Genomic DNA, 25,665 nt, shown 5'->3' on the forward strand with positions numbered 1-25,665 from the left:
TTTACCTATATTCTGATTGTCAAAATCGAGAGTATAAGAACTTAAAAGCGCTCCTCCAAATAACAACTTAAGCTACAACGTCGGAGAACTGTATATTTACTAGCGCTGATCAATAATTGAACGAGAGATACTTACGAATAAATACCTCTATAGCATTCTCTCACTGTATTTTTTGCTGTAGAGAGTGCGATCGCTCAGACTCACTGTGTCAATGATCGCAATAACTGCGGCATCAATCGGACGATTTTCGCTATTTGTCACTTGTCTAGCACCACTACCACGAGTAAATAGCACCCATTCGTCTACACCAGCACCGACTGTATCAGCAGCCACTTCATACTCTGGAAGCAACTGCCCTTGCAAATCAATAACTTGCAAAAGCAGAAACTTAGTTCCAGACAAATTGGACTCTTTGTAGGTACTGACGACCGTACCGCAAACTTTAGCGATTTGCATATTGTTATGAGTACGTTTACAGAATGAATAAAATACGGATAGATGCTAGCCAAAGTCTGAGTAATAACAAAAACAACCTTTAGATAAAGGTTGATCGCGCTAGCTAAGCCCTTACTATGGACGATTGATAGGACGGATAGAGTTCACATTGTCACGGAACTGATCGACTTCTTCGGTGTAACGAATAGGTAGAACGTATTCAAGGTTTTCGTGAGGACGAGCAATGATGTGTGTGGAAAGTACTTGTCCGCCGTTTACACGCTTTACGGACTCAGTACCTGCTGCTACTGAAGCTTGTACTTCGGATACATCGCCACGGACGATAACGGTCACACGACCACTACCGATCTTTTCGTAGCCAACTAAGGTTACGCGAGCGGCCTTGACCATAGCATCTGCTGCTTCTACAACGGCAGGGAAACCAAGGGTTTCAATCATTCCAACTGCGATCGCCATAATTAATGTTCTCCTAATAAAAAACAGATGATGAAATTAATGAAAATTTAGTCTTTTGATACTTTTTTGAGAGAGTCTTTTTGAGACAATCTTTAATAAGTAGATTTAAAAAGCAAACTGCTCTACTTCTCGCGTATAGCGAATTGGTAGAACGTACTCTAGGTTTTCGTGTGGTCGAGCAATGGTATGAGTCGAAACAACTTCGCCCCCATTAACCCGATTTGCACCTTCAACACCAGCAGCCATAGCAGCTTTCACCTCAGAGATATCGCCTCTGATGATGACAGTTACTCGTCCACTACCGATTTTCTCGTAACCCACAAGGGTGACGCGAGCAGCCTTGACCATAGCATCAGCAGCTTCTACAACTGCGGGGAAGCCTCTGGTCTCGATCATTCCAATACCGATCGCCATAATTTAAGTCAGTGTCCTTACGACTCTCTAAAAAACTGAAGTTCTTGAGGTTGTATCTATCAAAAGATGTAGATGCACAAGCGCAACTACTGATCTTAGCTACGATCGGTTCGCTTTAAACATCAAATTTCAAATTTTTAATACAAAATAAAAATGAGATGACGCTTGGCGCGTTTTGAAAGCTACATTTTTGCAGGTAGCTTTTCGCAGCTAATTTACAGAAATATTTTTGACTTACTGTTGCAATTAATTTACTTAACCTAGTTATTAAAAAATAGTAAATAAGTATTTATTACTACAGACTTAGTCATACTAAATCTGAATAATCAGGGAGAGTGAATAATATTAATATATTCAACTCTATCTTTATATCTACGATAACGAGTGGCGGTACATTTGACAATATAAGCCGTCATGATAAATCTAAATAGTGCATATAATCTTGGCTTATTTGCATCAAGATATATTTCTTTCCCAGTTTTAAAATAGGCTCTCAACCCAAGAATTATTACAGCGCTGTTTGGGTTAAGTATAGCTGTAGCCATTCAAAACCCAAACAGTGCGAAGCGTCGCCTCACACTGTTTGGGTTTTGATTTGTCCTGATACAGGCTAAGCTACAAAATTTCAAAAGCCAAAAAGTATGGCACATGCTACTCGTGTGCCACACTTTTTATTTTGCAGATCATCTAGCGATCGCTGATCGAAATAGTTTCTACTTCGGCAATCTCTAAATTAGGTAATTGTACTAACTCTCGCTCTTGTTCTTGTAAGGCGACCATGGGAATGCTTACAGGTATTGGTGTTTCGATCCAATATTCTGAAGTTGGCAAGGTTTCTTCGAGATCGTCAAGAGGACGAGGAATAATCATCAGGGTATGAAACTCACCAATGCGTTCGGCTTCATACATTCCTGCTTCAATCGCGATCGCCACATCGGCGACATTGCCACGAATAATGGCTGTGCATAACCCCGCTCCAATAGTTTCATAGCCCGCTAGATTTACATCTGCTGATTTCAGCATCATATCGGCAGCCCCCACCATCGCGGGAAAACCTCTGGTTTCCAGCAACCCGATCGCTTGATTACTCAAACGGCTATATTGACCATCCGTTAACTGACTAAGGCGACTACTAATAGGCAAAATCGCTTCTAAATTGGGATAGGGACGGGGAATTACAATTGTGGAAACTAGTTGACCAAATTCTCTAGCAGTTTCGGCTCCTGCTTCGACAGCCATGCGAACATCGGTAATTGAACCACGGATGATCGCCGTACAAAAACCATTGCCCACTTTTTCATATCCGACCAGTCTCACAGTTGCTGATTTGAGCATCATGTCAGCAGTTCCGACGATCGCAGGGAAACTAATAGTTGAGACCATTCCCAAAGCACTTCCTGAGAGATCGATTCTTTGAGATGAACTACTAGACATTAGCTAACACAATAATTAAAAGAATTTATGTGGAGGGGAAAACGCTCAACATTACCCAGTATCTTAACTGAATATAGCTATAGCCATCAATGTTAGAACGCAACTATAGCTACAGCCACCTGTATCAGCTAGTGTGAGGCGGCGCGAAGCGCCGCCTCACACTAGCTGATACAGGTGGCTGTAGCTATAAAAACCAATAGAGAGTGGCGGCAACACTTCTTTTTGAGAAATGCACAGTATATTTTTTGAAAGTGTTGCTTCGTAACACTTTCAAAAAATATACTGTGACAATATCTGGTATGTTTGTAGCACTCGTTATGGGAAGAAAGTCTAAATTTTTAATATAGCAATCCTAAATGAATCTCGAAGATCTAAGGCTCAGAACAAGGAGCTTAAGCCCCTTGTCTTTCTTCCAAATGATTTAAGATTGCTATGGTTTTGAAATTTAAGATAAATTTTCAGCAAAAGATCTAGATCTTCTAATACAATTTTTAAGCTACAAATAGTCTAAAGTTTAATTGTGATAAAATCATGAGTAAACCATGCTTAAACAAATAGTTGATGGCGATTTTTAAGAATTTTGAGGAAACAAACCTTCTATATGCGACCTCTCTAAATTCTCACAATTTGCTAAACCTAGGCAATAAGTTTTTTCATTTATTTTTAAGATATGGAGTAATTAGTATCTCAAAAACCATACTATAGAGCGATAAATTTTAATACTGCGTTCCAAATGGTCTAAAGATAGGAAAATGCAACTGCCTGAAGCCTTGCCTAAAAAAGATTCCGTGCTAGTTATAGACGATACGCCACCCAACTTACATTTGCTAATAAGTATGTTGACACGTAAGGGTTATGAGGTAAGTGGTGTAAGTGATGGCTTAACAGCACTAGCAACCGTACAGACTGAGATGCCTGACTTGGTATTGTTGGATATTAATATGCCAAATATGAATGGGTTTCAGGTCTGTGAGCAATTAAAGTCACTTGATTGTACTCGTGACATTCCTGTCATTTTTATTAGTGCGCGAGACGAGGTCTTAGACAAAGTACAAGCTTTTGCCGTGGGGGGTGTTGACTACATCACTAAGCCATTTCAAATAGCGGAAGTATTAGCAAGAGTCGAGAATCAACTCACTTTGAGAAGATTACAAAAACAGTTACAAGAACAAAATGAACGACTTAAACAAGAAATTAGTAGTCGGATTATTGCGGAAACTTTACTGCAAGAGGCTAATGAAAAATTAGGGCGCTTAGTTAATTTAGATGGTTTAACTCAACTTGCCAATCGCCGATGCTTTGATGAGTATTTAGATCAAGAGTGGCAGAGACTCGCAAGAGAGCATTTACCACTGTCTTTGATTATGTGTGACATTGATTTTTTTAAAAACTATAACGATACCTATGGGCATGTAGTTGGTGATGATTGTCTACGCAAGGTTTCACTTTTGATTAAGCAATCAGTACGTCGTCCTGCGGATTTGGCTGCACGTTATGGTGGTGAGGAGTTTGTGCTGGTATTGCCAAACACTGACATCGAAGGTTCGATGGCTATTGCTGAGATTATTCGTCAAGGACTACTAGAGCTTGCTATACCCCATGAGGATTCAGCAGTTAGTCAGCTTGTGACTTTAAGTATGGGGGTAACTTCTTTGGTTCCTATGATCGATTCACACCCTTCGGTGTTGCTTACGGCGGCTGACTATGCGCTGTATCGAGCGAAAGAGTTAGGTAGAAACCAAACATATCAAATTGGCTAAAGACAAATAAAAGTGGCGGTGCTAAGCATCACCACTTTTATTTTGGGTAATGAGTTGCAATCCTAAATAGTTTGTGTGCGCCCCGAAGGGGCGCACACAAACTATTTAGAATCTAAAATCAATTGATAATTATTTTAATTAAGCTTTCTAATAAGCGATCGCGTTCTATCGGTACAATATCGCCACTTTGCAGGACATCACGGATCATCACAAAGTGAATTAAGGTTCCAATAAAGGCACGGGCTGTCACTTCAGGGTCGGCTATTTGGAGTTGTGGATAATTGGACAGATATTGAGTGAGAAAGTCGAGGCTTACTTTCTCAATGTTGATCACAAAGGCTCTTGCTAGTTCTGGGAAACGACCAGATTCACCAATAATAATTCTTAAAAAGGTCAGGATTTGCGGATCTTCGGCAACATTTTCCAGCATGGTGTTGGCATAGCGCTTCAAAAATACGCTTGGAGCTTCTTCAAAGGATTGCTGGCTTTGAAGCTCAAATATATTTTTGCGGCATGACATCTGCTGGATAAGCGCTGTAAATAAAGCTTCTTTATCGGGAAAATGTCGGTAAACGGTCGCCTTGGAGACTCCTGCTGCCTCCACAATGCGATCGATGCGAGCGCCTGCATAGCCATGTTCTAGAAATTCTTGCATTGCTCCTTCAAGGATTAATGCAGTTTTCTTAGAAGATAACTCTCGTTCTACAGGTTTGGCTTTAGTCATTATTGGGGCATTCATATACTTTTTGAGTAAATCTGAATCTCGCTTTGCGCGATTCAGATTTACTTGGATAAATTATTTCGCAAGAGGCGAGAAAAAGCGATCGCTTTTTCTCGCCTCTTGATATTTCTATCATACCCCCTTGACAAACTAGACGAAACTGTTTAGTTTAGTTTAAAAGAAAACGAAACTGTTTAGTTTTATTAGGGTGTCGCCATGCTGCAAAGTTCTTCTGATGGTGGGTCGGGTATTAAGTCTCAACGCTGGTTTGGGGTTGCGGCTGCGGTTGGTGTGGTGGTGTTTGGCGGGGTGGGGTATGGAGTCTGGCGATCGCAGGCTAGTCAATCGGCAGCGAGCCAAACGGTAATTGCTCCCGTTAAAAGTAATACGGTGACAGCATTAGGTCGTTTAGAACCGCAGGGAGAAGTAATTAAGCTCTCGGCAAACTCGACTAATAGCAATCGATTAGAGAAATTACTGGTGCAAGAAGGCGATCGCGTACAGGTCGGACAGATAATTGCGATTCTCGATAGTCGCGATCGCTTGCTGGCTGCCTATGAACAGGCTCAAGAAGATGTGCGGGTAGCCCAGTCAAGGTTAGCGATTACCCAAGCAGGAGCAAAGCAGGGGGAAATCAATGCTCAACGTGCAGAAATTGTGCGCTTGCAAGCTCAGCGTCAGGGAGATGTGGAAGCACAAGCGGCAACCGTCGATCGCCTGAATTCGGAATTGCAAAATGCGGAATTAGAATTTAATCGCTATCAACAGTTGGCAAGGGAGGGGGCGATTTCTAACTCGACTCTTGATAGTAAGCGATTAACCCTGAATACGGCTCAGCGCAACGTACAGGAAGCCAAAGCGGTATTAAATCGGATTCAGAATACTAGCCCTGCTCAAATTTATCAGGCGGAGGCAAATTTATCGCGGGTGGCGGAAGTGCGTGCGGTGGATGTGGAGGCAAATCAGGCGGAGGTCGATCGGGCGATCGCAGCCATGAAACAGGCGAAAGCAAATCTTGATCAAGCCTATGTCAAAGCACCGATCGCTGGTGAGGTGTTAGAAATTCATACTCGCGCTGGTGAAGTTGTTTCTAGTGATGGCATTGTTTCCATTGGCAAGACGCAGCAAATGTATGCGATCGCGCAGGTTTATCAAAGTGATATCCAAAAGGTCAAGCCCAATCAAAGGGTCAAGATTTTTAGCGATTCGATCGCTGGCGAATTGCTAGGTAAGGTCGAGCGCATTGATTCGCAGGTAAAGCGGCAAACCATTGTCAATAGCGATCCGAGTACGAATATTGATGGTCGAGTTGTGGAAGTCCATGTCGTACTGGATCGGGATTCGAGCAAAAGGGCGGCGAAGTTTACGAATTTGCAAGTGACAATGGAGATTGAGCAATGAGCATGATCCAACAAATTCAACGCCGAACTCCCTTGGGGTGGTTGCAACTGAAGCGCGAGCGTGGGCGTTTGATGGTAGCGATCGCGGGAATTGCTTTTGCAGATGTGTTGATGTTTATGCAACTGGGATTTCAAAGCGCTTTGTACGACAGCAATACAAAGCTCAGCCGCTCTCTGGATGCCGATATTGTGTTGGTTAGCCCTCAAGCTCGGAACACCCAAAATTTGAGTACATTTTCACGCCGCAGACTCTACCAGTCTAAGGATATTGCAGGTGTAGATTCGGCTGAAGCCTTTTATTCCAATATCATTACTTGGAAAAATCCTGATAGTCGTAAAGAAACTTCTGTACAGGCGATCGCCTTTAATCCTGAAAAGCCAGCGTTGAATCTGCCTGAAATTAATCAGCAACTCGACAAAATCAAAATTCCCGATCGCGTGCTATTCGATCGCAAGTCGAGGGGCGATTACACAAAGGCGATCGCGATCGTCGAACAGGGCAAACCCGTTCAAACTGAAGTTGATCGCCGTAACGTGTTAGTTACAGGGCTGTTTAGTCTGGGCGCATCCTTTGGAGCCGATGGTATTGTGGTGGTTAGCGATCAGACTTTTCTGCATTTCTTTCCCAAACGTGATGTGGCAAGCATTAGTTTAGGACTAGTTAAAGTCAAGTCTGGCTATGACCCTAAGCAAGTTGCGACCGAGTTAAAAGCCTATTTGCCCAATGATGTCAGAGTTCTAACCCATGCGGAATACATTGAATTTGAAGAGAGCTTTTGGAAGACAGAAAGCCCGATTGGATTCATTTTTGGATTAGGAACGGCGATGGCGTTTGTGGTGGGAGTGGTAATTGTTTATCAGGTGCTATCCACCGATGTTAATAGCCACATCAAGGAATACGCCACCTTTAAAGCGATGGGCTATCGCAATCAATATTTGCTAGCGATCGTGTTTGAAGAGGCGATCATTCTCGCGTTCTTGGGATTCATCCCAGGAGTGATTATCCCGATTGGGTTGTATAGCCTCGCCGCAGGGGCAACCGCCTTACCGATCGCCATGACTGCGGCAAGAGCTACAACGGTTTTTATGCTTACTGTCGCTATGTGCGTTCTTTCAGGGGCGATCGCTACGCGCCGACTGCAATCTGCCGACCCTGCTGATATGTTTTAAAGATTTCTAGCTTTTAAGGATTCACGATTATGGCATCATCCCTATCTTCGCTAACTCAACCTCATTCAGGTTCCTATCGCTTTAAACTTACGGAAAGAGAATTTGAAGTGCTTACCATGATTGTCGAGGGCAAAAGCAACCCTGAAATTGCTTCTCATCTCTATCTCAGTCTCAATACGATTAAGTCCCATGTCAATGGCATTTTCAACAAATTGGGCGTAAGCGATCGCGTGCAAGCCGCAGTTTTTGCTGTTCGCAACCAATTAGTTTAAGAAACCATTTAAGAATTACTTCCTGCGGTCAAAAACTCTAAGATATCCCCCTCAATCCCCCTTTTTAAGGGGGAAGAATTTGATTCTCCCCCCTTAAAAAGGGGGGCTGGGGGGATCTAAAGCAATTCTTAAATAGGTTCTAAAACCAGATTTTTGACAACCCAACATCCCTACACAAACCCATGCAAACATTAATAGCCAATGAGAGCGATCGCGATCCAACCAAAGCCCCTGTAATCACTGTCCAAAATCTCAATCATTTCTTTGGACATGGACAATTACGCAAGCAGGTTCTATTTGATATTAATTTGGAAATTAATGCGGGTGAAATTGTGATCATGACTGGTCCTTCAGGCTCAGGAAAAACCACATTATTGACCTTAAGCGGCGGCTTGCGATCAGCTCAAGAGGGAAGTTTAAAGGTCTTAGGACAAGAACTATGTGGAGCCAGTGCCGAAACTCTAACCCTTGCGCGTCGAAACAATGGCTATATTTTCCAAGCCCATAACCTGCACCATAGTTTAACGGCTTTGCAAAACGTGAAAATGGGACTGGAATTACATAATCATCTTTCGCTGCAAGAAATGCGCGATCGCGCTGCTGCCATGCTCGATCATGTGGGGCTGGGTAATCGCTTAGACTATTATCCTGATGATCTATCGGGTGGTCAAAAGCAACGGGTAGCGATCGCCCGTGCGCTCGTAAGCCATCCCAAAATAGTCCTAGCCGATGAACCAACGGCGGCTCTGGATAGTAAATCTGGGCGGGATGTGGTGAACTTGATGCAAACCCTAGCTAAGGAGCAGGGCTGTACGATTTTGCTAGTTACCCACGACAATCGCATTTTGGATGTTGCAGATCGCATTGTAGAAATGGAGGATGGTAATCTCATCAATAACTCGATAAACAGATAAGAAATTTGAGAAGATACAGGAGATGAGAATATTTGTAGAGTGCTTCGGTCTAGCGGTTGCGGTCAGCGGTTCTGAATAGCCCCAAGCTCAGCACCAATGGCTCTCTTTAATCCGCTGCACCGCAATGTTAGCTGGGCTAGGACTTGATGGTATATGAAGCACCCGCAGAAATATTGATCTCAATTCCAGCCTTAGGCGCAAATGCAATGCCTGAAAACGAAAAGTCAGGCAAGTCAAATTCAATTTCAGATTCAGCCCCTCCACCATAGATGGCTTCTACCACTACTGAAAAAGAAGAACCAGTACATTGTTTGGCAGGGGACTTATTTAGAACAAATACTCCGCCCAAACCAGCACCCACAGTTATACCAATACCTACTCCAAAGACAGCAACTGTTTGACATTCTGACGGATTCAGAATATCTGCATAGACCCCAGAAGCGAACGATCCTGAAAGAATCAATCCAGCATCCCCTGCAAATTCTAATCCCCACGATTTCATTCCTAAGTTATAACATTGTGCTAGCAAAGCGTGCATACCTGGCAGATTAGCGAACTTAGTCATTACATCAACAATTTCAGATTGATGATGTGGCTGATAGCTTGACTGTGCAAGAGTAGGATTAATGTATGAAACAGCCCTATAAGAAGCTGCTTCATTTAGAAGTACAAGTTGAGAACCTAAATCAGATTCTATTTCAGGCCAAAGAGTTCGGATCGATTCGATAATTTCCGAGAACTCTTCTGCTTTTTTACCTGCTATGGCTCTAGCAATTTCTGTCTGTCCAGTATTGATGGCATCATCAACAGTAGATTTTATATAGTTGAACGCATTTTCTGTTGCCTCAACAGAGTTATGAAACGCATCAGAAGTACTATGCCCCAATTGATAAGCCCAATGAGTTACCCCTTGCCCCATTCTTTGGAAAATATTCATGGTCGCTTTCTCTCCTTAAAGCTAATTAGATGGTTTGGTCTCTAGGTTGAACCTTTTGCCTAGTCTGCAACAATTTGCGTTCTCAATTTTATTTGACTTTATTAAATTAGTTTCTATAGTCTGCTAGCAGACTATAGAAACTAATCATCTAAAAATATAAATTTTGAAAGCAAGTTTAAGAACTATGTAAAAATCCAGCTAACTATGTATTAGACGGAAACTTTCTGTCTAATCTGACTATAGGCGATTTAGCCCGAAAGTCAAATTTCCGCCTAATCACCCTATACGTCACGTTGATATTGTCTCAAACAAATAATTCAGTGATGAGCTTGGCGCATTAAGTCCAGTCATCCACTGATTCACCATCTTGACCTGAACTTGTATCGCGTCTTAATAAATCATCAATCTCTTGCCAATTGATCAGACTCGCCTCAGCATCCTGCACTAATTCTCCCTTATGCAAACAAATGAGGCGATCGCACCATGTTTGGACTAGATCGAGTTGATGGTTAATCATCACGACGGTGACAGGCTGGGGTAGTTGCGTTAGCTCAGTTAAGGTATCTAATAGCAAATGTGATAAACCCCGATCTAAAGCTGAAGTTGGTTCATCCAGTAAGAGCACCTCTGGCTCCATAATTAAAGCTCTGGCGATCGCCATCCATTGTCTTTGACCGAGGGATAGCTCTAGCTCTGAGCGATTGAGTAACTTGCGATCGATTTGCAGTTTGTCAATCCATTTTTGCGATCGCCCATCAATTTCACTCTGAGAGAAATTTTGCAGCTTGAGCGGATAACTAAGCGCCTCATGCACAGTCATCCCCAACAAGCTCGGCTCCTGTGGCACTAGCATCACCCTTCGCCGTAAAGTCTGAATTGGAATTTCTTGAATATTTTTACCGTTGAGAAAAATAGTCCCCACCGATGGATCGGTCAAACGGTTAAGCAACCGTAAAAATGTCGTTTTGCCCGATCCCGTTGCGCCAATTAGCGCAGTTTTGCTCCCTTGAGCGATCGCTACTGAAACATTCGTCAAAAGTGTGCGAAATTTAGTTTGGTAACTCACCTGAGCGGTTGAAATCAAACTATTATTGGTAACTATCTCAGATGTTAATGAAACCTTTTGCATAATGTAACTGTCTTTTGCGATTAGAGATCGAGAAATTGGGACGCAACCTTCAATTCATTAAACCCTGTCTCAAGCTCAATTAGGGAGATCAATCACATATGTACTTATGGAACCATTTGCAAAATTCTATACAGGGAGTTGTTAGACAGCCTCACCGAAAGCGACTTGCCTTTTTCTTGACAGGTTTATGCATTTTTGCGCTAGCGGCTCCACAGATTGCCCCCGTATCTGCACAATCAACCCAAGCTACGGTGCAGGAAATTCTTGATGGAAATCAAGTTTTTATTCAAAATAAGCGAGCATCTCTCAATGATGTAGCAAAACAGAAGCAGCAAGTCCGCACTGGTAATTCCAGAACTGCACTTTTGTTTAATACTGGAGCAGTCGCTCGGCTGTCTGCTAATTCAGTACTAAGTATTGGGCAATGCGCTCGATTAAGAAAGGGAACGATTTTAATTAATGGTGCAGTTAATGCCTGCTCATCATCGATTACGACAGGGGTACGCGGTACAACTTATTTGCTAGAAGTGGATGAGTCAGGCAATCAACAGGTCACTGTATTAGAAGGTGAAGTCGTAGTCAAGCGCAATGCAATTCCCATCATTGATGAAGATGACGAGCAAACAACAGTTAAACCCACAAATCAGCCAACAACTAAACCGACAACTAAATCAGTAACACCAAGCAAGTCGAAGCCCAATACCATTTCTCCTGCTATAGCGCCCAAGGTAAAGCAATTTACAACACCAACTGTACCAACAAGACCAGTATTACCAACAACGAATCCTCAACAGGGAGGACAATCTGTAGATCCTCTTAATGGAAAGCCAGCCAATGACAAACCGATACTCAAAATTGAAGAGGACTCACAGCCTGCTGATCAATCAGATGAAGTTGTCCTAAAAGCTGGCGAAAAGGTTGAAGTTAGTCAGGGAGGTGTGTTGGGAACAATTAAACAACTGACAGAGAATGAGTTTGTAAGACTACTCCAAGGCAATCTATTTCAGGGCTTTACCAATCAAATTCCTGGAATTGATAAAGTCCGTTCAGTTTTTAATGGTCTATTTCCAGGTGTGAATTTCCCCATTTCGATTCCAGGTATCCCCACACCCAGTATTCCTATCCCCAGCATTCCAAGATTTCCTTTTTAATTCACAAGGATTTATCATGGTAAGGGATGGGCGGCGCTTCGCGCCGCCCATCCCTTACCTATTTTTCTATCGTTATTTAAGCTTTTAATATGAATCGAACTTGTTTTCTCTACCAAGGCGATCGCCCCATTCCCTACCTAACTGCATGGCAATGGCAAAAAAAACTCGTTGAGGAGCGCAAACAAGCAAGACGAGAGGGGAAAGCCCTACCCGATGTTTTATTACTAGTTGAACATCCTGCTGTTTATACACTTGGTCAAGGATCGAGCTTAGAATTTTTAAAATTTAGTCCTGATGATCCTGATATTGAATGCCATCGCATCGAGCGCGGCGGCGAAGTTACCCATCATGCGATCGGGCAATTAGTAGCCTATCCCATCTTAAATCTTGACTATCATCAACGCGATTTACATTGGTACTTGCGCCAACTTGAGGAAGTCATTATTCAGGTATTGGCTACCTTTGGCGTGGCTTCGCAACGCATTCAAGGCTTAACTGGTGTATGGATTAATAACGCAGGTCAAAATCAAAAAATCGCTCAAGTTGGCATCAAGGTTAGTCAATGGATCACCATGCATGGATTTGCGTTAAATATAAACATGGACTTATCAGGATTTGATCGCATTGTGCCTTGTGGAATTACCGATTGCCAAGTTTGCAATCTTGATCAGTTTGTACCAGATATTAAGTTTGTAAAGGTAAAAGAGGCGATCGCCCAAAGCTTTGGCAAAATATTTGATTTAAACATGCAAATCCTTGTTGATGTAATTCAGTAAGCCAAGAACTCAAGTTCTTGGCTAAAAGCTCAAGTCTACTGAAGTGGACTACAGAAAGATTTTAAAATTACAAAATGGCTATGCCATTTTGTAATTTAGTGTGAGTGACATCTATGAACTATCCAGATCCCCAAAATCCTCATCCGATGCAAGGATTTCCTCAAGTCTGCTTTATTCAGAACACAGTTACTAATCCGAATATCATTATCGGCGACTACACCTATTACGACGATCCTGAAGACTCGGAAAACTTTGAGCGCAATGTTCTCTATCACTTTGACTTTATTGGCGACAAGCTGATTATCGGTAAATTTTGCGCGATCGCTCGTGGCGTAAAATTTATCATGAACGGCGCAAATCATAGTATGTCAGGCATCTCTACCTATCCATTTCAAATCTTTTGGAATGAGTGGAAACCGCAAAATCTGGAATTTCCTTACAAAGGCGATACTGTAATTGGGAATGATGTGTGGATTGGCTATGAAGCGGTGATTATGGCAGGAGTGAAGATCGGTGATGGCGCGATTATTGCCTCTAAATCTGTGGTTACTAAAGATGTGCCACCCTATGCGATCGTTGGTGGAAATCCTGCGACATTGATTCGTAAAAGATTTGAAGATCAAGCGATCGCCCAGTTACTGGAAATCGCTTGGTGGAATTGGGACATGGAGAAGATCACCAGAAATCTGGATCAGATTGTGAGCGCGGATATCGCAACCTTGCAAACCTGTATTTAAGCCTAGAAATCTATCGACTCACTAAGACAAAACCTCTTGTCTTGCCACCATCAGAATCAACAGTGTCAATAGCTTGCCATAACTCTTCTGCTTTCACCCAAACTGGTGGATATTTATAGCGAGAAACATCAAGAATCAAAAAACGATCTGTTGCTCTGTCATAGGCTGCGATCGGTGAAATATGTCCGCCACTTTCTTGTTTAATGGCTTTTCGCAAGTAGTTGACGATGACAAAGTTGTTGGACTGTTTGAGATTATCGGCGATTAACTGGCGAAATTCTGCCAAATTAGTGCTAGAGGCATGATAGACCTTGACTTTAACATCGTGGCTTTCCAGTAATTTAGCCAATGTACCTAGATTCATGCCTCGGCGACGAATAGCATTCGCAGATGTAACTTTGCGCGTTGCCTCATTATTAAAAAAGTTGTCTTGAGTAAAAGTACGAAAATTCGGATATTCGGGTGATTTAGGGGCAGGAACATTCAAAGCATTCAGCACCATGACCATGCTAGCTACTCCGCAAAAAGCTTGATTTTGCTGCGTGATAAAGTGGATACTCAAAGGAAAATAATCTGTTCGATTCTGACTGTTAATTAATAGCTTTTCACCTTCAGCAGAGTTAAATGGAATTAAATTTGGCGGAAGTTCGGGGGTTTGAGCAAGACTGGAACCTCCAATCGATAAGCCCAAAATTAAAGCTTGGATAGTAATTGTAGAAAGTTTCATACACTTTATTTTGAACAACTAATCGTTTGATAAAAAGTGAAAAGATCGGCTACTTATTTAGGGAAATCTTGCCAAAATTATATAGCTATAGACATTTAACCAAAAGAGAGTGGCGGCGCTACGCGCTGCCACTCTCTTTTGAGTTTGTCCAAAATAATAAGTAGCTCAGCATAAACTTAGAAGTGTGTGTCGCTCTCTAGGCGGACGACACACACTTGAGCTACTTTAAATATGTTACATAAAACACAAAAACCTGACAGATAAAGAAATATTGATTATGATTAGAACAATGCCAAATCAAACATAATCGAAAAGAGACATCAATGGTTTCTACCAACAGCAAGATAGGTATTATCGGCGCAGGAACATCAGGGGCTTATCTTGCCAGTTTACTCATTCAAGAAGGATTTCAGGTTACCTTATTTGAGAAAGCACCAGTAGTCCGTACCGATGGATGTGGCATTCTGATCGTCCAATCGGGAATGAAAGCGTTGCATGAGGGCAACCCAAAAATTACTCAAAAAATTATTGAAGCTGGTAACCCTGTTAAATTATTTGAGTTCCGCAATCTTAAGGGTGGATTCATCAATTCAGAAGCTGTTACCTATGCGGAAGATGAACTACCAGGAATGCTCGTCCACCGCAAGGCAATTTTAGAAGCAATTCTCGATACTTTACCAACTGATCGGATTAAATTTAATGCTCAATTGTCAGCAATCACTCAAACTGATCGTAGTGCGATCGCCCATTTTAAAGATGGCAGTCAATGGGAAGGAGATTTAATTATTGGTGCGGATGGGATTCTCTCTAAGGTGCGTCAGTCTGTCGTTCCCGATGTTGAGCTTAACTATTTAGGGGATCTCGTTTGGCGCGGAATTGTTGAAGATCATAGCTTCTGTCCCGAAGGCAACTTTTTTGTTTATGTACGTGGTCGAGGCATTTATGCAAATTTCTTTCATATTGACGATACTCATACTCATTGGGGATTCTTTATCGAAACAGAGCAAACGGATACTGAGAAGGGAATGCTACAGCCAACTAATACAAATATTCCTGCTCAAGAGTTAGCGAAACTTCCAGAAGATGCCCGAAAGGTAATTGAATCAACGCCTCTAGAAACTATGATTTGTCGTTACTCCTACGATATCGATCCCTTACCACAGTTATACGATGGTCGCGTGCTTTTAATTGGTGATGCGGCTCATGCAAAGAGTTCTACTCGTGCTAGAGGCATGACTTCTGGATGGGAAGATGGTTTGTTGTTAACGCAATATCTCAAATCTAGCGCCAGTATTTCCGAAGCGCTCGAAAAATACCAGACCGAGAGATTGCCGATTGTCCATGAATATCAACGTACCAGTCGAGAAGTGAGTCGAAAAATCGGTCGTCGTTAATATTACCCTATACACATCCGCAGCATCACAAATTCAAGTGAATGACAATATCGGCATTTGCATTCCTTTGCAAGGTATGGTTCTCCCCGTTAAAAGTCTCTCTTCCCGTCTGGCTGAGAAAATTATTGACAACGACAACCCCTCTAGAGCCAGCAGGAGCCAGATCTCCCATCTTCGCGATCGCGGTGGGATAACCCTGCTTTTGGGGCAGAGATTAACGCTACCAGAAAATTTTGAGACTATTTAGTTTGTTTGTTTCATTTTACTGGTAAAATTTTCAGTGGAATAGGCATAAATTATCATGAGTAAAGCGCTCGGCATTGATTTAGGGACAACCAACTCAGTTGGTGCGTTTAGCGAAGTTGGGGTGGAAATTGTTACAGGATCGGATAACACTTCTCCTGAGCGTAAGCTCACTAGATCAATTGTTAGCTGCATCGACAATCAAATTAAGGTGGGGGAACCTGCGTACAACAATCTGGGGCATAGTCCAGAAAACACGATTAATTCGATCAAGCGATTAATCGGGCGTGGTTTTGCTGATCCGAAGGTGCAAGAGCATAAATCGAAATGTGCATACAAGGTTACAGCACCCAGCGATGGTACTGAAAATAGCATTGGTGTTTGGATGGGCGGTAAGGAACATTCACCTGAAGATATTTCCGCAGAAATTCTTAAAAAAGTTGTGAGTAATGCGGTTGCTTATCGCCGCGATCGCCTTGGCAAACAAAATGAAGTGATTAATCAGGCAGTGATTACAATTCCTGCTTATTTTAATGACAAACAGAAAAATGCCACGAGATCGGCTGCTTACAAAGCAGGATTGACCCCTTTAGAGTTGCTATCAGAACCAACGGCGGCGGCGATTTCCTATGGATTTAAGCCAGATAGTGATGATGTCAAAACAATTTTGGTTTATGACTTTGGTGGTGGGACATTTGATGCTTCTCTCATTGTGGCGAACGGAACTCAGTTTATTGAGCAAGGTAAGGCGGGAGATCTTTGGCTCGGTGGCGATGATGTGGATCTCAAGTTGACTCAATTTGTGAAGGAACAAGTTGCTAAACAGGAAGGTATCAGAGATATCGATCACCTGATTGACAAAATGCCTCACTATGAGAAATTACGGTTCATTGCCGATCTCAAGTTGGCTTGTGAAAAAGCGAAGGTGGAGTTGAGTAAATCTACATCTACAATAATTGCGCCTTCTACACCTCTCAAAGATGACTTAGGGATTGGGATTCCTGTAGAAGTGGAGATTTCGCGATCGCAGTTTGAGCAGATGATTAAACCATTGGTGGCGCGAACAATTCAGATTTGTCATGAGGCTTTGCAGTTATCAGAATACACGCCTGATTTAGTGGATGTAGTGCTTTTGGTTGGTGGTTCATCGCAGATTCCTTACGTGCAAGCACAGGTGAGGGCTACATTTGGCAATGAGAAAGTTGTGATTCATCCACGCCCGATGTATGCGATCGCTGAAGGTGCAGCAATTGTTGCGGCGGGGCGAATTGATAAAGTGGGTACTGTGGCGCGGGATTATTGCATCAAATTAGTTGATGATCCGCGATATCTCATTATTCGGCGTGGTGATGTTCTACCAGTCCAAACTTCACATACTTTTAAGTTAGTTGATGATGGACAAAGGTTGATACATTTTCAATTCTTTAGCCCTGATGAAGTGAGCAAAGATATTGATGGTAAGAGCAACGATGAAAAAATTGGAGAGGCTTGGCTGTCATTGGAGCAGGACTACCCAAAAGGAACAGAGATTCAGACTTTTTTAGAACTAGATGAAAAAGATAGTCCGCTCAAAGTTCATGCTCATTTAAAGAATGATCCCAGCGTGAGTGTATCTTGCCAGTTTTCACGAGGTGACGGTGATGAGAAGGTGCTTAATGAAATAGAGTCGATGATTCAAGCACTGAATGAAATTGGTTTAACCAAGATTGGAGTTGCTGCCGCTACGGAAAAAATTTCTGCTGTTGTCAAATCTGCTAATCGGATTGTCGATAAAAAGACGGGTGATGTTCGTCCTGATATGCGTCAAGCAGCACAACAAGAACTTGAATCTCTGAAGGTCATGATGTCCGAAGAACGATTGGATGCTGAACTATACATCAATGAAATCGAAATATTGCTCAGACTCTGTGGAGAGTTAATACCTACTGCACAGAATCAAAGATTACAAAGGTTGTTACAAGAACTACAAGAGGCAATTGATAAAAACAATATTTCAGGAATGCAGGTTTCTCTTGAGCGTGTTCGACAGGAAATTAATAATCTACCTGAGCGCGTTACTTTAATTGGTCTTTTGATGACAGGAGTGCGTAAGGCAAATCAAATCAATCCATCAGAGAGTCAAGTTATGGCAAGTAAGCTCGATAGATTGATTACAGCGATGAAAAACAATCAAGATATGCAGGTATCCAGAATAGTAGAGGATCTATTCCCTATGGTGGAGCGCTATGTTGATACGCCAATGTCTTCGGCAGCAATCAGTACAGGTTTGTCTCGCTAGTTTTATTCAATTCTATTTTTGGAAGAGTTCACATGACTGAATCTATCAAACTTAATTGTCCTGTCTGTGGTTATCAAGACCTACAAAAAAGCATCTGTCCCAATTGTGATACGGATGTGTCTTTGTTGCGATCGCTTTTAGAGTTGCCAATTTTAGAGGCGACAAACGTTACAGATATTGAGAACATTCAAACTATTCCCAAGAAATCCAATTTCCCAAAAATTTGGCTATTAGTTTTGCTGGGTATAGCAATTGGTTTTGCTATCGGAGGCTGGACTGGTTACTCACTATTCCAATCGACTCTAATATCTCAAATTCCTGAAAAAGTTGCACAGCCAACTCCACTCGCAATCACTTCTAGTCCAATCGTCCCACCTTCGCCAAAAATATCATTGCCACAAACCTATACTGTGCAGACAGGTGATGCGTTAGAGACTCTAGCACTTCGTTTTTGTGGAAATGATTTATATTGGCGTGATTTGGTAATTGCTAATCGTTCTTTAGTTGGCAGGCAAAATGATCTAGAGGTAGGTGAAAAGCTAAATATTCCAACAAATTGCAAAGGGAAATAATTATCTATGGTAATGATGCTAATCAATTCATTGACAAGGATTTGCTGTGGTGTTGGTGTCATCGATATTCGCGATCGCGCCAATCAAACAAAAGATTTCCTCATTAAATCAGAGGAACTGGCTAAAACAAGGCGACTCAAAGAAGCAATTCAGCTTGCTAACAGTGGAACACGTCTATGGAGTCTGAATCCTAACTTTTGGGAACAGTTATTTCGTAAATGGTTTCTTAGCGATCTTTTGCGCGAGCTAGAAGAATCTTTAAAGAAATGGAGTGGGCAAATGCAAAATGCCCAACGCCTAACTCAAGAAGGGAATAATCTACTTGCCTTAGTTTCTGATGATCCTAAAGAATATGAAAATTTAGAGAAAGCGCTTAATTGCTTACAGATGGCTAAAAATTTACTATTCGATCCCGCAGTTAATGAGCAGATAAAGTCCTATAGTTTTGAGCTACAACAACGTAAATATTGGTTAGAGCTTTTTGAAGATGCACAGGCAAATGCTTTAGTTAAATATTTTCTAAGAGCATTGCCAATTTATGAAGAAGCTCAAAAACTTTACAGCACAGATGAACTAAATGGACTAATTGCGATTTGCAAGTCAAGCGTAATCGCTGAAAAGCAATATTGCCAAGAATTAAAAAATGCTAAATCTTACTGTCAGCAAGCTGATTTTCCAAAAGCTTTTCAATCCGCAAGAATGGCGATCGCCTCTTTCCCCCGTGAAGATGGACAAAAGTTTTTACGCAATCTTGAGCGCATTCTCGAATCTAAGACAATTTTCCAGCAAGGGTTGCAGCACGAAAAATCTAGAGAACTAGATCTAGCTTTAGATTGCTATACCAAAGCTTATAAGCTAATGCCAGATCTATTAGAATGTCGCTTTCGCCAAGTCATTGTTGCTTGTAAACAGGAAAATTGGGAACACGCATTAGGTTTTCTCGATGGTTTGAATGGCGATCGCGCCAGTTATTTGCGTGGTTTTATATTTGCCAAGCAACAGAATTATGATGACAATACAAGAGAATGGCAAGGACTTAGATCTTCTGAATTAAATACTCAGCGCTCAAGATTGAACATTATTAGGCAAAAAGCTTATCTTTTGAACTTGCAGGCGATCGAGAAATTTGTTGATCGTGGTGATCTTGAAAAAGCAGCCGAGGTAAGTCACAAAGCCCTAGAGCGTCATCCTCAAGCCGAAGTCATTCGAGAGAATTTAGAAAATCATATTCTCCCGCGACTAGATTCGGAAGCATGGAAACAGACTGATATCAACTGGAATACTTTGCTAGAAAAAACTCGTTCTATTTGGTTAGAACGTCCCAACTTACAAAGTTTACATAATTGGGCTGTTGCTGCCTACTATTGCGCGATGAATACAGCGTATCCAAATCTCGACTTGATGATGGAATTTAATGCTAGTTGGGGAACTGCGATCGCCAATCTGTCAGATGATCCGTCATTAAGTAATTTGCCTTGGTTGGGTAATTCAACCCCAAATCGATTGCAACTCAAGCAAAAACTCGAAGAACTTTGGGATCGCGTATTGGATCGTTTTAAAGGTCATGATCTCAATTCCTATATGCAATTACGCGACTGGCAACGCCTTGACCGATATACGTTGAATTTTCTCAATAGTCCATTTAAACAAATCCTTAATCTAGGCTCAACTTCGATTTTGCCTAGCGCTGTGAACTTTTTACATCAATTCGAGAAGTCAAATGAGAATCTTACAAAGTCCATGATTGATCTGCAAAATCAACATAAACTTTTACCGACAATTTTTCAATCACCACTTCTTTATACTCCATTAGGAATAGCGATCGCCGCCTGTCTCGATGGAGACATTGAACGAGGCTTACAACTAAAACATCAGAATTCTGGATATCTGAATCACAAAGAGCATTTCGATAACGCCCAAGCTATGCTCTCTTATTTTGAAGCTTGCCACTTACTGAAGAAAAATCAATGGCAAAATGCTCTGAAATTAGCCAAGCAATTCAAACAGTCAATTCAAAAAAATTCCGAATGGCTTAATGAAATAGATCGTCTATGTGAATCAATAGTGCGCGGATTAGATGAAAAAGATCAAATAACATTTGCTAAATCATGGCTAGAAGTCACTTCTAGCAAATTAGCTAAAAACTTTTACACTGAGTGCAAAACTGAAGAAATTCGGACGCAAATTGCTCAAGATAAAATTACACCTCAACAGGGTCTGTCTAGACTCCGTGAATTAAATGATATTGATACCAGTAATCCCGTTTATCGAGATTTAGTTAATCGTATAGAAGTAGTAATGGCAAATCAAGAAGTTCATCAATTCCTAAAGAGAGGTGAGATCGAGAGCGCAGTCAATCGCGCTATGCGTTCTGGTAATCGTGAAGTCAAACAAACATTAGCTGAAGTGTTGTTTAGTATCTTGCAAGAAGGCGATAGAACAGGCAGGATCAGTTATGGGGAGAGAATGCAAGTAGTTGGCTGGATTACCAAGTTAGTCCCCGATCTAGTAAATTAGTAACCTTAAAACCAGCAAAGTTAGTTAAAGATACTTATGGAACGCAACCCTTACGATATTTTAGGTTTAACCTCAGCATCATCTAAATCTGAGATAACGAAAGCAATGGCAACAGCGATGAAACAAAAAGCTTATCCCATTGATGCGATCGCCAAAGCTCAAAAAGCTCTAATGAAATCAGAGGAGCGATTAGTTGCCGATTTTTTACGTCCGATCTTACCAACGCTGCAACGATTTCAGCGCTCAGATTTATCAGCTTTACAAGAAGAACTGCCAACTCTAGAAATTTTGCCTGAATTTGAAGGACTACACGATACAATTCGCACTATTAAAAATGTCTCTGAACTTGATATTCAAATCGGTAAAACCTTAGCAGACTCACTTACTTTAGATTTTGAGGAATAGATAATGAGTAATCAAAATGCAAACTTTGTTATTGATACAGAATTACGAGAACGTCTTGTGCAGGATATCGGTAGTTTACAGAAAGAAAATGCAAAATTAAAGCAAGATATTCGTAATAACAGAAATGATATTGAAGCTGAAAAAGATGCTTTTTTTCTAGAACTGCTAGAAGTTATTGATACTCTTGATAATTTGACAACATCTTTAGAAAACAGCATTGAAGCTCTACCAGAAAGTCATCAACGTTTACCTCGGTTAATTGGTTCTATTCAACGTAAACTTTTGGCAACGTTGCAAAAACGAGATGTTTATCCAATTGTCATTCCCGAAAAAGAAACTGTTGATATAAAGCTATGTCGCATTATTGATTCTGAAAATAGTGATGATTTACCAGAGAGATCGCTTGTGAAAACTCTTAAAACTGGTTATATGAATGGGGATAAAGTTTTGCGATCGGCAGAAGTTATAGTGGCTAAATACCCAAATCCGAAAAATGATGTCTAACGGTTTATAACCTTGCACAATCAGGACAAATATTGGTTTGGCATAGGTGTTGCGTTAACAAGAGATACAAAGTTGTTTAGAAAAAACAAATTAAATGATGACAACCTCTGAAATTGCTCCAGATTTAGAACAAGTTCCTGAAATATTTACCCGTCATATTGGTACTTGGAAAGGCGAATATATTAAAACTGATAAGCAGGGACATTTTTCGCGGAGCTTTGTCGGCAGCTTTACGATCGCGATCGCAGGTAATCAGTATCAACAGGTAAACAAGTACGAATACGCCGATGGTTCCCGCCTTCAGCTTGATTTTGAAGGGCAATTTGAGGATCGGATTTTGAAAATGCGTTCGAGCAGCTATTCTGATTTTTCGGCGATCGCATGGGATGCAGGTCAGGATTTAGTTTGCTTTCGGGCAAATAAGACTCAAGATGGTGCGCTCATTACGTTTATAGAAACAATGACTTTACTAAGCGAAAATCATCGCGTTCGTAGCACCCAAGCCTTTAAGGATGGTGTTTTTGATGGGATTTCCTTTATTGAGGAAACGCGGATTGCTTAACTAGAACCAACAACCATTTTGAAAAGTGTTGCAAAGCAACACTTTTCAAAATGGTTGTTGGTTCAGCGATCAAAAATTGCTGGCATAATAGCGATATTGCGATCTATTGCCGAAACCTTGAATCAATCCTATTTTCAGTCCGAATATTTACTATTTGACCCCACTACACCAGACCATGATGCAGTAAATATTGTCTTTGCTTTCCCAAATACCTACACCGTAGGAATCACCAGCTTAGGCTATCAAGGAGTTTGGGCAAACCTAGCCACGCGATCGCAAGTTAATGTCAGTCGTTGGTTTACCGATGCCCATGAGGATTTACCGCGCCAAATTGAGATCTTGGGCTTTTCATTTTCGTGGGAACTGGATTACGTCAATATTCTTGCCGCATTAAAAAAATTTGAGATTCCCATTGATACCTGCGATCGCACTGATGAGCATCCATTAGTTTTTGGTGGGGGACCAGTCCTCACCGCCAATCCTGAACCATTTGCTGCATGGTTTGATATTGTGCTACTCGGTGATGGCGAAGAATTAATTGGGAACTTCCTCAATGCTTATCAAGAAGTACGTCATGCTAGCCGTGAAATAAAATTACGCCATTTAGCAAAACTAGATGGCATATATGTTCCGCAGTTCTATGCAGTTACCTACGAATCCGAAGATGGCGCGATCGCTTCCATTCAGCCCATCGATTCGGATATTCCTGCCACAGTTCATAAACAAACCTACAAAGGCAATACGCTATCAGCTTCCACAGTTGTGACTGAAAAAGCAGCATGGGAAAGTATCTTTATGGTGGAAGTGGTGCGGAGTTGTCCAGAGATGTGTCGCTTCTGTTTAGCGAGTTATCTCACGCTTCCCTTTCGGACAGCGAGTTTGGAGTCAAGTCTGATGCCTGCGATCGCGAAAGGGCTAACTGTAACCAAACGTCTAGGTTTGCTCGGTGCATCGATTACCCAACATCCTGAATTTGATACTTTACTGGATCATCTCGCCCAGCCGCAGTTTGATGATGTGCGCCTCAGTCTTGCCTCGGTGCGTACCAATACACTGACAGAGAAATTAGCAAGAATTCTCTCTACCCGTGATAGTCGTTCCGTGACCATTGCGATCGAAAGTGGTTCTGAACGTTTGCGGGAAATCATTAATAAGAAGTTGCATAATGATGAAATCAAGCAAGCGGCGATCAATGCTCAGGCTGGTGGTTTGAAGTCTCTGAAGCTCTACGGGATGGCAGGTGTGCCGATGGAAAATGATGATGATATCGAGCAAACGATTGAGATGCTAGTTTCCCTGCGTAAAATTGCACCAAAATTAAAGATTACTTTTGGTTGTAGTACCTTTGTTCCGAAATCCCATACTCCTTGGCAGTGGCAGGGTGTCAGCACGACCGCTGAGAAGAAGATGCAGTATTTCCGTAAGAAGCTATTACCGAAAGGGATTGATTTTCGTCCTGAGAGTTACAAAGATTCGCTGGTGCAAGCGCTTATTTCGAGAGGCGATCGCCGTTTGACTAAGTTATTGATTTTGGCTTGCAGCTATAGCGATGGGGATGTACCGAGTGATGGTTCTTACAAACGCGCCTTTAAGGAATTACGCGGACAGTTGCCGCCCCTTGCTTGGTATGTGCATGAGGATTGGGATGTGAATCAAGTTTTACCTTGGCAACATCTGCGGAGTGCTTTGCCTGTGGAGACGTTGATCAAGCATCGAGAAACTTCTTTTGCTCACTGAAAAGTGTTGCTGAGTCGCTAGTTTAGACTTGCGATCGCTTTGAGAATAAATGTAGTATGGAGCTACGCTATAGGAGGCTAGACAAATGATTTCTCAATCCAATGTAAAAGTAGCGATTATCCTTACTGAGAGAGGGCTAACAATATCTGGTACAAGGATTACTCTCTATGATGTGATGGACTATGTGAAAGCTCAATATCCTGCTAAGTTTATCCAAGGTTTGTTTGAGCTTACGGATGAGCAAATTAATGCGGCTCTATCCTACATTGAGCTAAATCGTGATGCGGTGGAAGCTGAGTATGCTCAAGTAGTTCGGGAAACTGAAGAGCTTCAAATATATTATGCTAATCAAAATCGCGATCGCCTAATTAGTACTGCTGCAAAGGTAAAAACTGGTAATGAGGCTGCTTGGAAAAAGCTTGAGAAAATGCGATCGCATCGTGAGCTAAAGGTATGATTTTCTTGATCGATCACAATCTCAAGGGTCATGCTCTTGTTTTATTTGGGGCGATCGCTAGTCAGGGTTGGCTGGATATTCTGCCAATTCAGTTTGTCAATTTTGCGGAGGTTGATTTAGCGATCAATAGCAATGACAGGGTGGTTTGGCGTTTAGCTCAAGAAAAACAGATGATTTTGCTCACGGCAAATCGCAGTATGAAAGATAAAAATTTATAAATAAAGAGAATAATTTAAATTTGTTATCTGTGTTTGCAATTGCTAATTTTGATCTCTCAGTTGGTAATATATTTCATGTTATAATTCTTTCACAAAATCTATACCTATATTAGTTATGTCCGACAATCAAGCTTCTGAAACTCAAAGTATCATACCAAGTCAAAATGGAATAACTACACCTAAATCTCTTGATGATCTGAAGGCTCTTTTTTATTTATATAATCTAAGTACAGGACAAAAATTTAATGGAGTTGAAGAAAGCCTCGGAATTGAGATGAAGGTCAAAGATGAAGTGACGCAGGAAATCAAAACCACGACGAAAAA

Annotated in this window: 28 protein-coding genes; 20 read left to right on the top strand and 8 right to left on the bottom strand. The window is 41.5% G+C overall.

All coding sequences use genetic code 11. The features are described from left to right. Nucleotides 1-147 precede the first annotated feature (147 nt). The 4 genes from H6G05_RS13880 to H6G05_RS13895 form a co-directional block, all read right to left on the bottom strand. Nucleotides 148-456 (bottom strand): EutN/CcmL family microcompartment protein, encoded by a 309-nt coding sequence (locus H6G05_RS13880; protein ID WP_094532071.1) that lies wholly within the window; start codon nt 454-456, stop codon nt 148-150. 114 nt (nt 457-570) lie between these two features. After that, nucleotides 571-912 carry a carbon dioxide-concentrating mechanism protein CcmK gene (locus H6G05_RS13885; protein ID WP_190578735.1) on the bottom strand — a complete coding sequence of 114 codons (342 nt, stop codon included), beginning with the start codon at nt 910-912 and terminating at the stop codon, nt 571-573. Nucleotides 913-1,017: 105 nt separating this feature from the next. Beyond that, the gene (locus tag H6G05_RS13890; RefSeq protein ID WP_094532067.1) at nt 1,018-1,326 is read right to left on the bottom strand and encodes a carbon dioxide-concentrating mechanism protein CcmK; all 309 of its coding nucleotides are present in this window, start codon (nt 1,324-1,326) and stop codon (nt 1,018-1,020) included. A 687-nt stretch (nt 1,327-2,013) separates the two neighbouring features. Beyond that, nucleotides 2,014-2,760, bottom strand: coding sequence for a carbon dioxide-concentrating mechanism protein (locus H6G05_RS13895; RefSeq protein WP_242025497.1), 747 nt, complete (start codon nt 2,758-2,760; stop codon nt 2,014-2,016). 752 nt (nt 2,761-3,512) lie between these two features. Between H6G05_RS13895 and H6G05_RS13900 the strand changes: the two genes are divergently transcribed. Further along, nucleotides 3,513-4,520, top strand: a complete 1,008-nt coding sequence (locus tag H6G05_RS13900) for a diguanylate cyclase domain-containing protein (RefSeq protein ID WP_190578736.1) — start codon at nt 3,513-3,515, stop codon at nt 4,518-4,520. Between the two features lie 118 nt (nt 4,521-4,638). Here H6G05_RS13900 and H6G05_RS13905 read toward each other — a convergent pair whose 3' ends face one another. Beyond that, on the bottom strand, nt 4,639-5,259 hold the full coding sequence (locus H6G05_RS13905; protein ID WP_242025499.1) for a TetR/AcrR family transcriptional regulator: 621 nt from the start codon (nt 5,257-5,259) through the stop codon (nt 4,639-4,641). Between the two features lie 198 nt (nt 5,260-5,457). Between H6G05_RS13905 and H6G05_RS13910 the strand changes: the two genes are divergently transcribed. The 4 genes from H6G05_RS13910 to H6G05_RS13925 all read left to right on the top strand — a co-directional run bounded on the left by H6G05_RS13910 (nt 5,458) and on the right by H6G05_RS13925 (nt 8,997). Further along, nucleotides 5,458-6,642, top strand: coding sequence for an ABC exporter membrane fusion protein (locus tag H6G05_RS13910; RefSeq protein ID WP_190578737.1), 1,185 nt, complete (start codon nt 5,458-5,460; stop codon nt 6,640-6,642). Beyond that, nucleotides 6,639-7,811 (top strand): ABC transporter permease DevC, encoded by a 1,173-nt coding sequence (gene devC, locus H6G05_RS13915; protein ID WP_190578738.1) that lies wholly within the window; start codon nt 6,639-6,641, stop codon nt 7,809-7,811. The genes H6G05_RS13910 and devC overlap by 4 nt, the downstream gene beginning before the upstream one ends. Before the next feature lie 29 nt (nt 7,812-7,840). After that, entirely contained in the window at nt 7,841-8,083 is a 243-nt protein-coding gene (locus tag H6G05_RS13920) for a response regulator transcription factor (protein WP_190578739.1), read from the top strand. Nucleotides 8,084-8,265: 182 nt separating this feature from the next. Then, complete coding sequence (locus H6G05_RS13925; protein ID WP_190578740.1) at nt 8,266-8,997, top strand: DevA family ABC transporter ATP-binding protein; 732 nt, start codon at nt 8,266-8,268, stop codon at nt 8,995-8,997. Nucleotides 8,998-9,133: 136 nt separating this feature from the next. Here H6G05_RS13925 and H6G05_RS13930 read toward each other — a convergent pair whose 3' ends face one another. Together H6G05_RS13930 and H6G05_RS13935 are read right to left on the bottom strand one after the other, a co-directional pair. Next, nucleotides 9,134-9,934 (bottom strand): hypothetical protein, encoded by an 801-nt coding sequence (locus H6G05_RS13930; RefSeq protein ID WP_190578741.1) that lies wholly within the window; start codon nt 9,932-9,934, stop codon nt 9,134-9,136. Nucleotides 9,935-10,271: 337 nt separating this feature from the next. Then, nucleotides 10,272-11,063: an ABC transporter ATP-binding protein gene (locus H6G05_RS13935; protein ID WP_190578742.1), complete on the bottom strand. Its 792-nt coding sequence runs from the start codon at nt 11,061-11,063 to the stop codon at nt 10,272-10,274. 98 nt (nt 11,064-11,161) lie between these two features. Between H6G05_RS13935 and H6G05_RS13940 the strand changes: the two genes are divergently transcribed. From H6G05_RS13940 to H6G05_RS13950, 3 genes are all read left to right on the top strand, one after another. Further along, on the top strand, nt 11,162-12,214 hold the full coding sequence (locus tag H6G05_RS13940; protein WP_190578743.1) for a FecR family protein: 1,053 nt from the start codon (nt 11,162-11,164) through the stop codon (nt 12,212-12,214). An 89-nt stretch (nt 12,215-12,303) separates the two neighbouring features. Continuing rightward, nucleotides 12,304-12,990 carry a lipoyl(octanoyl) transferase LipB gene (lipB, locus tag H6G05_RS13945; RefSeq protein ID WP_190578744.1) on the top strand — a complete coding sequence of 229 codons (687 nt, stop codon included), beginning with the start codon at nt 12,304-12,306 and terminating at the stop codon, nt 12,988-12,990. A gap of 113 nt (nt 12,991-13,103) precedes the next feature. Next, on the top strand, nt 13,104-13,727 hold the full coding sequence (locus H6G05_RS13950) for a Vat family streptogramin A O-acetyltransferase (RefSeq protein WP_190578745.1): 624 nt from the start codon (nt 13,104-13,106) through the stop codon (nt 13,725-13,727). 10 nt (nt 13,728-13,737) lie between these two features. Here the strand turns inward: H6G05_RS13950 and H6G05_RS13955 are convergent, their stop codons facing one another. Continuing rightward, entirely contained in the window at nt 13,738-14,454 is a 717-nt protein-coding gene (locus H6G05_RS13955; RefSeq protein ID WP_190578746.1) for a phytochelatin synthase family protein, read from the bottom strand. Nucleotides 14,455-14,777: 323 nt separating this feature from the next. Between H6G05_RS13955 and H6G05_RS13960 the strand changes: the two genes are divergently transcribed. The 12 genes from H6G05_RS13960 to H6G05_RS14015 form a co-directional block, all read left to right on the top strand. Continuing rightward, entirely contained in the window at nt 14,778-15,848 is a 1,071-nt protein-coding gene (locus tag H6G05_RS13960; RefSeq protein WP_190578747.1) for an FAD-dependent monooxygenase, read from the top strand. A 37-nt stretch (nt 15,849-15,885) separates the two neighbouring features. After that, nucleotides 15,886-16,095: a hypothetical protein gene (locus H6G05_RS13965; RefSeq protein ID WP_190578748.1), complete on the top strand. Its 210-nt coding sequence runs from the start codon at nt 15,886-15,888 to the stop codon at nt 16,093-16,095. 54 nt (nt 16,096-16,149) lie between these two features. Beyond that, nucleotides 16,150-18,369: an Hsp70 family protein gene (locus H6G05_RS13970; RefSeq protein WP_190578749.1), complete on the top strand. Its 2,220-nt coding sequence runs from the start codon at nt 16,150-16,152 to the stop codon at nt 18,367-18,369. Between the two features lie 32 nt (nt 18,370-18,401). Continuing rightward, nucleotides 18,402-18,941, top strand: coding sequence for a LysM peptidoglycan-binding domain-containing protein (locus tag H6G05_RS13975; protein ID WP_190578750.1), 540 nt, complete (start codon nt 18,402-18,404; stop codon nt 18,939-18,941). Nucleotides 18,942-18,947: 6 nt separating this feature from the next. Beyond that, a complete protein-coding gene (locus H6G05_RS13980) occupies nt 18,948-21,458 on the top strand; it encodes a tetratricopeptide repeat protein (protein ID WP_190578751.1) in 2,511 nt (836 codons plus the stop codon). Between the two features lie 36 nt (nt 21,459-21,494). After that, nucleotides 21,495-21,863 carry a molecular chaperone DnaJ gene (locus H6G05_RS13985; RefSeq protein WP_190578752.1) on the top strand — a complete coding sequence of 123 codons (369 nt, stop codon included), beginning with the start codon at nt 21,495-21,497 and terminating at the stop codon, nt 21,861-21,863. Between the two features lie 3 nt (nt 21,864-21,866). Continuing rightward, nucleotides 21,867-22,367: a nucleotide exchange factor GrpE gene (locus H6G05_RS13990; RefSeq protein ID WP_190578753.1), complete on the top strand. Its 501-nt coding sequence runs from the start codon at nt 21,867-21,869 to the stop codon at nt 22,365-22,367. Between the two features lie 94 nt (nt 22,368-22,461). Beyond that, nucleotides 22,462-22,929, top strand: coding sequence for a DUF3598 family protein (locus H6G05_RS13995; protein ID WP_199310537.1), 468 nt, complete (start codon nt 22,462-22,464; stop codon nt 22,927-22,929). A 117-nt stretch (nt 22,930-23,046) separates the two neighbouring features. Beyond that, complete coding sequence (locus tag H6G05_RS14000) at nt 23,047-24,666, top strand: B12-binding domain-containing radical SAM protein (RefSeq protein WP_190578763.1); 1,620 nt, start codon at nt 23,047-23,049, stop codon at nt 24,664-24,666. Between the two features lie 85 nt (nt 24,667-24,751). Then, on the top strand, nt 24,752-25,123 hold the full coding sequence (locus H6G05_RS14005) for a DUF433 domain-containing protein (RefSeq protein ID WP_190578754.1): 372 nt from the start codon (nt 24,752-24,754) through the stop codon (nt 25,121-25,123). Next, nucleotides 25,120-25,341: an ACP S-malonyltransferase gene (locus H6G05_RS14010; protein WP_190578755.1), complete on the top strand. Its 222-nt coding sequence runs from the start codon at nt 25,120-25,122 to the stop codon at nt 25,339-25,341. Before H6G05_RS14005 ends, H6G05_RS14010 begins: the two co-directional genes overlap by 4 nt. Before the next feature lie 115 nt (nt 25,342-25,456). After that, the coding region (locus tag H6G05_RS14015) for a hypothetical protein (protein ID WP_190578756.1) at nt 25,457-25,665 on the top strand (209 nt) is incomplete at its 3' end.

Source organism: Phormidium tenue FACHB-1050, from assembly GCF_014696925.1.
GTDB lineage: Bacteria > Cyanobacteriota > Cyanobacteriia > Pseudanabaenales > Pseudanabaenaceae > Pseudanabaena.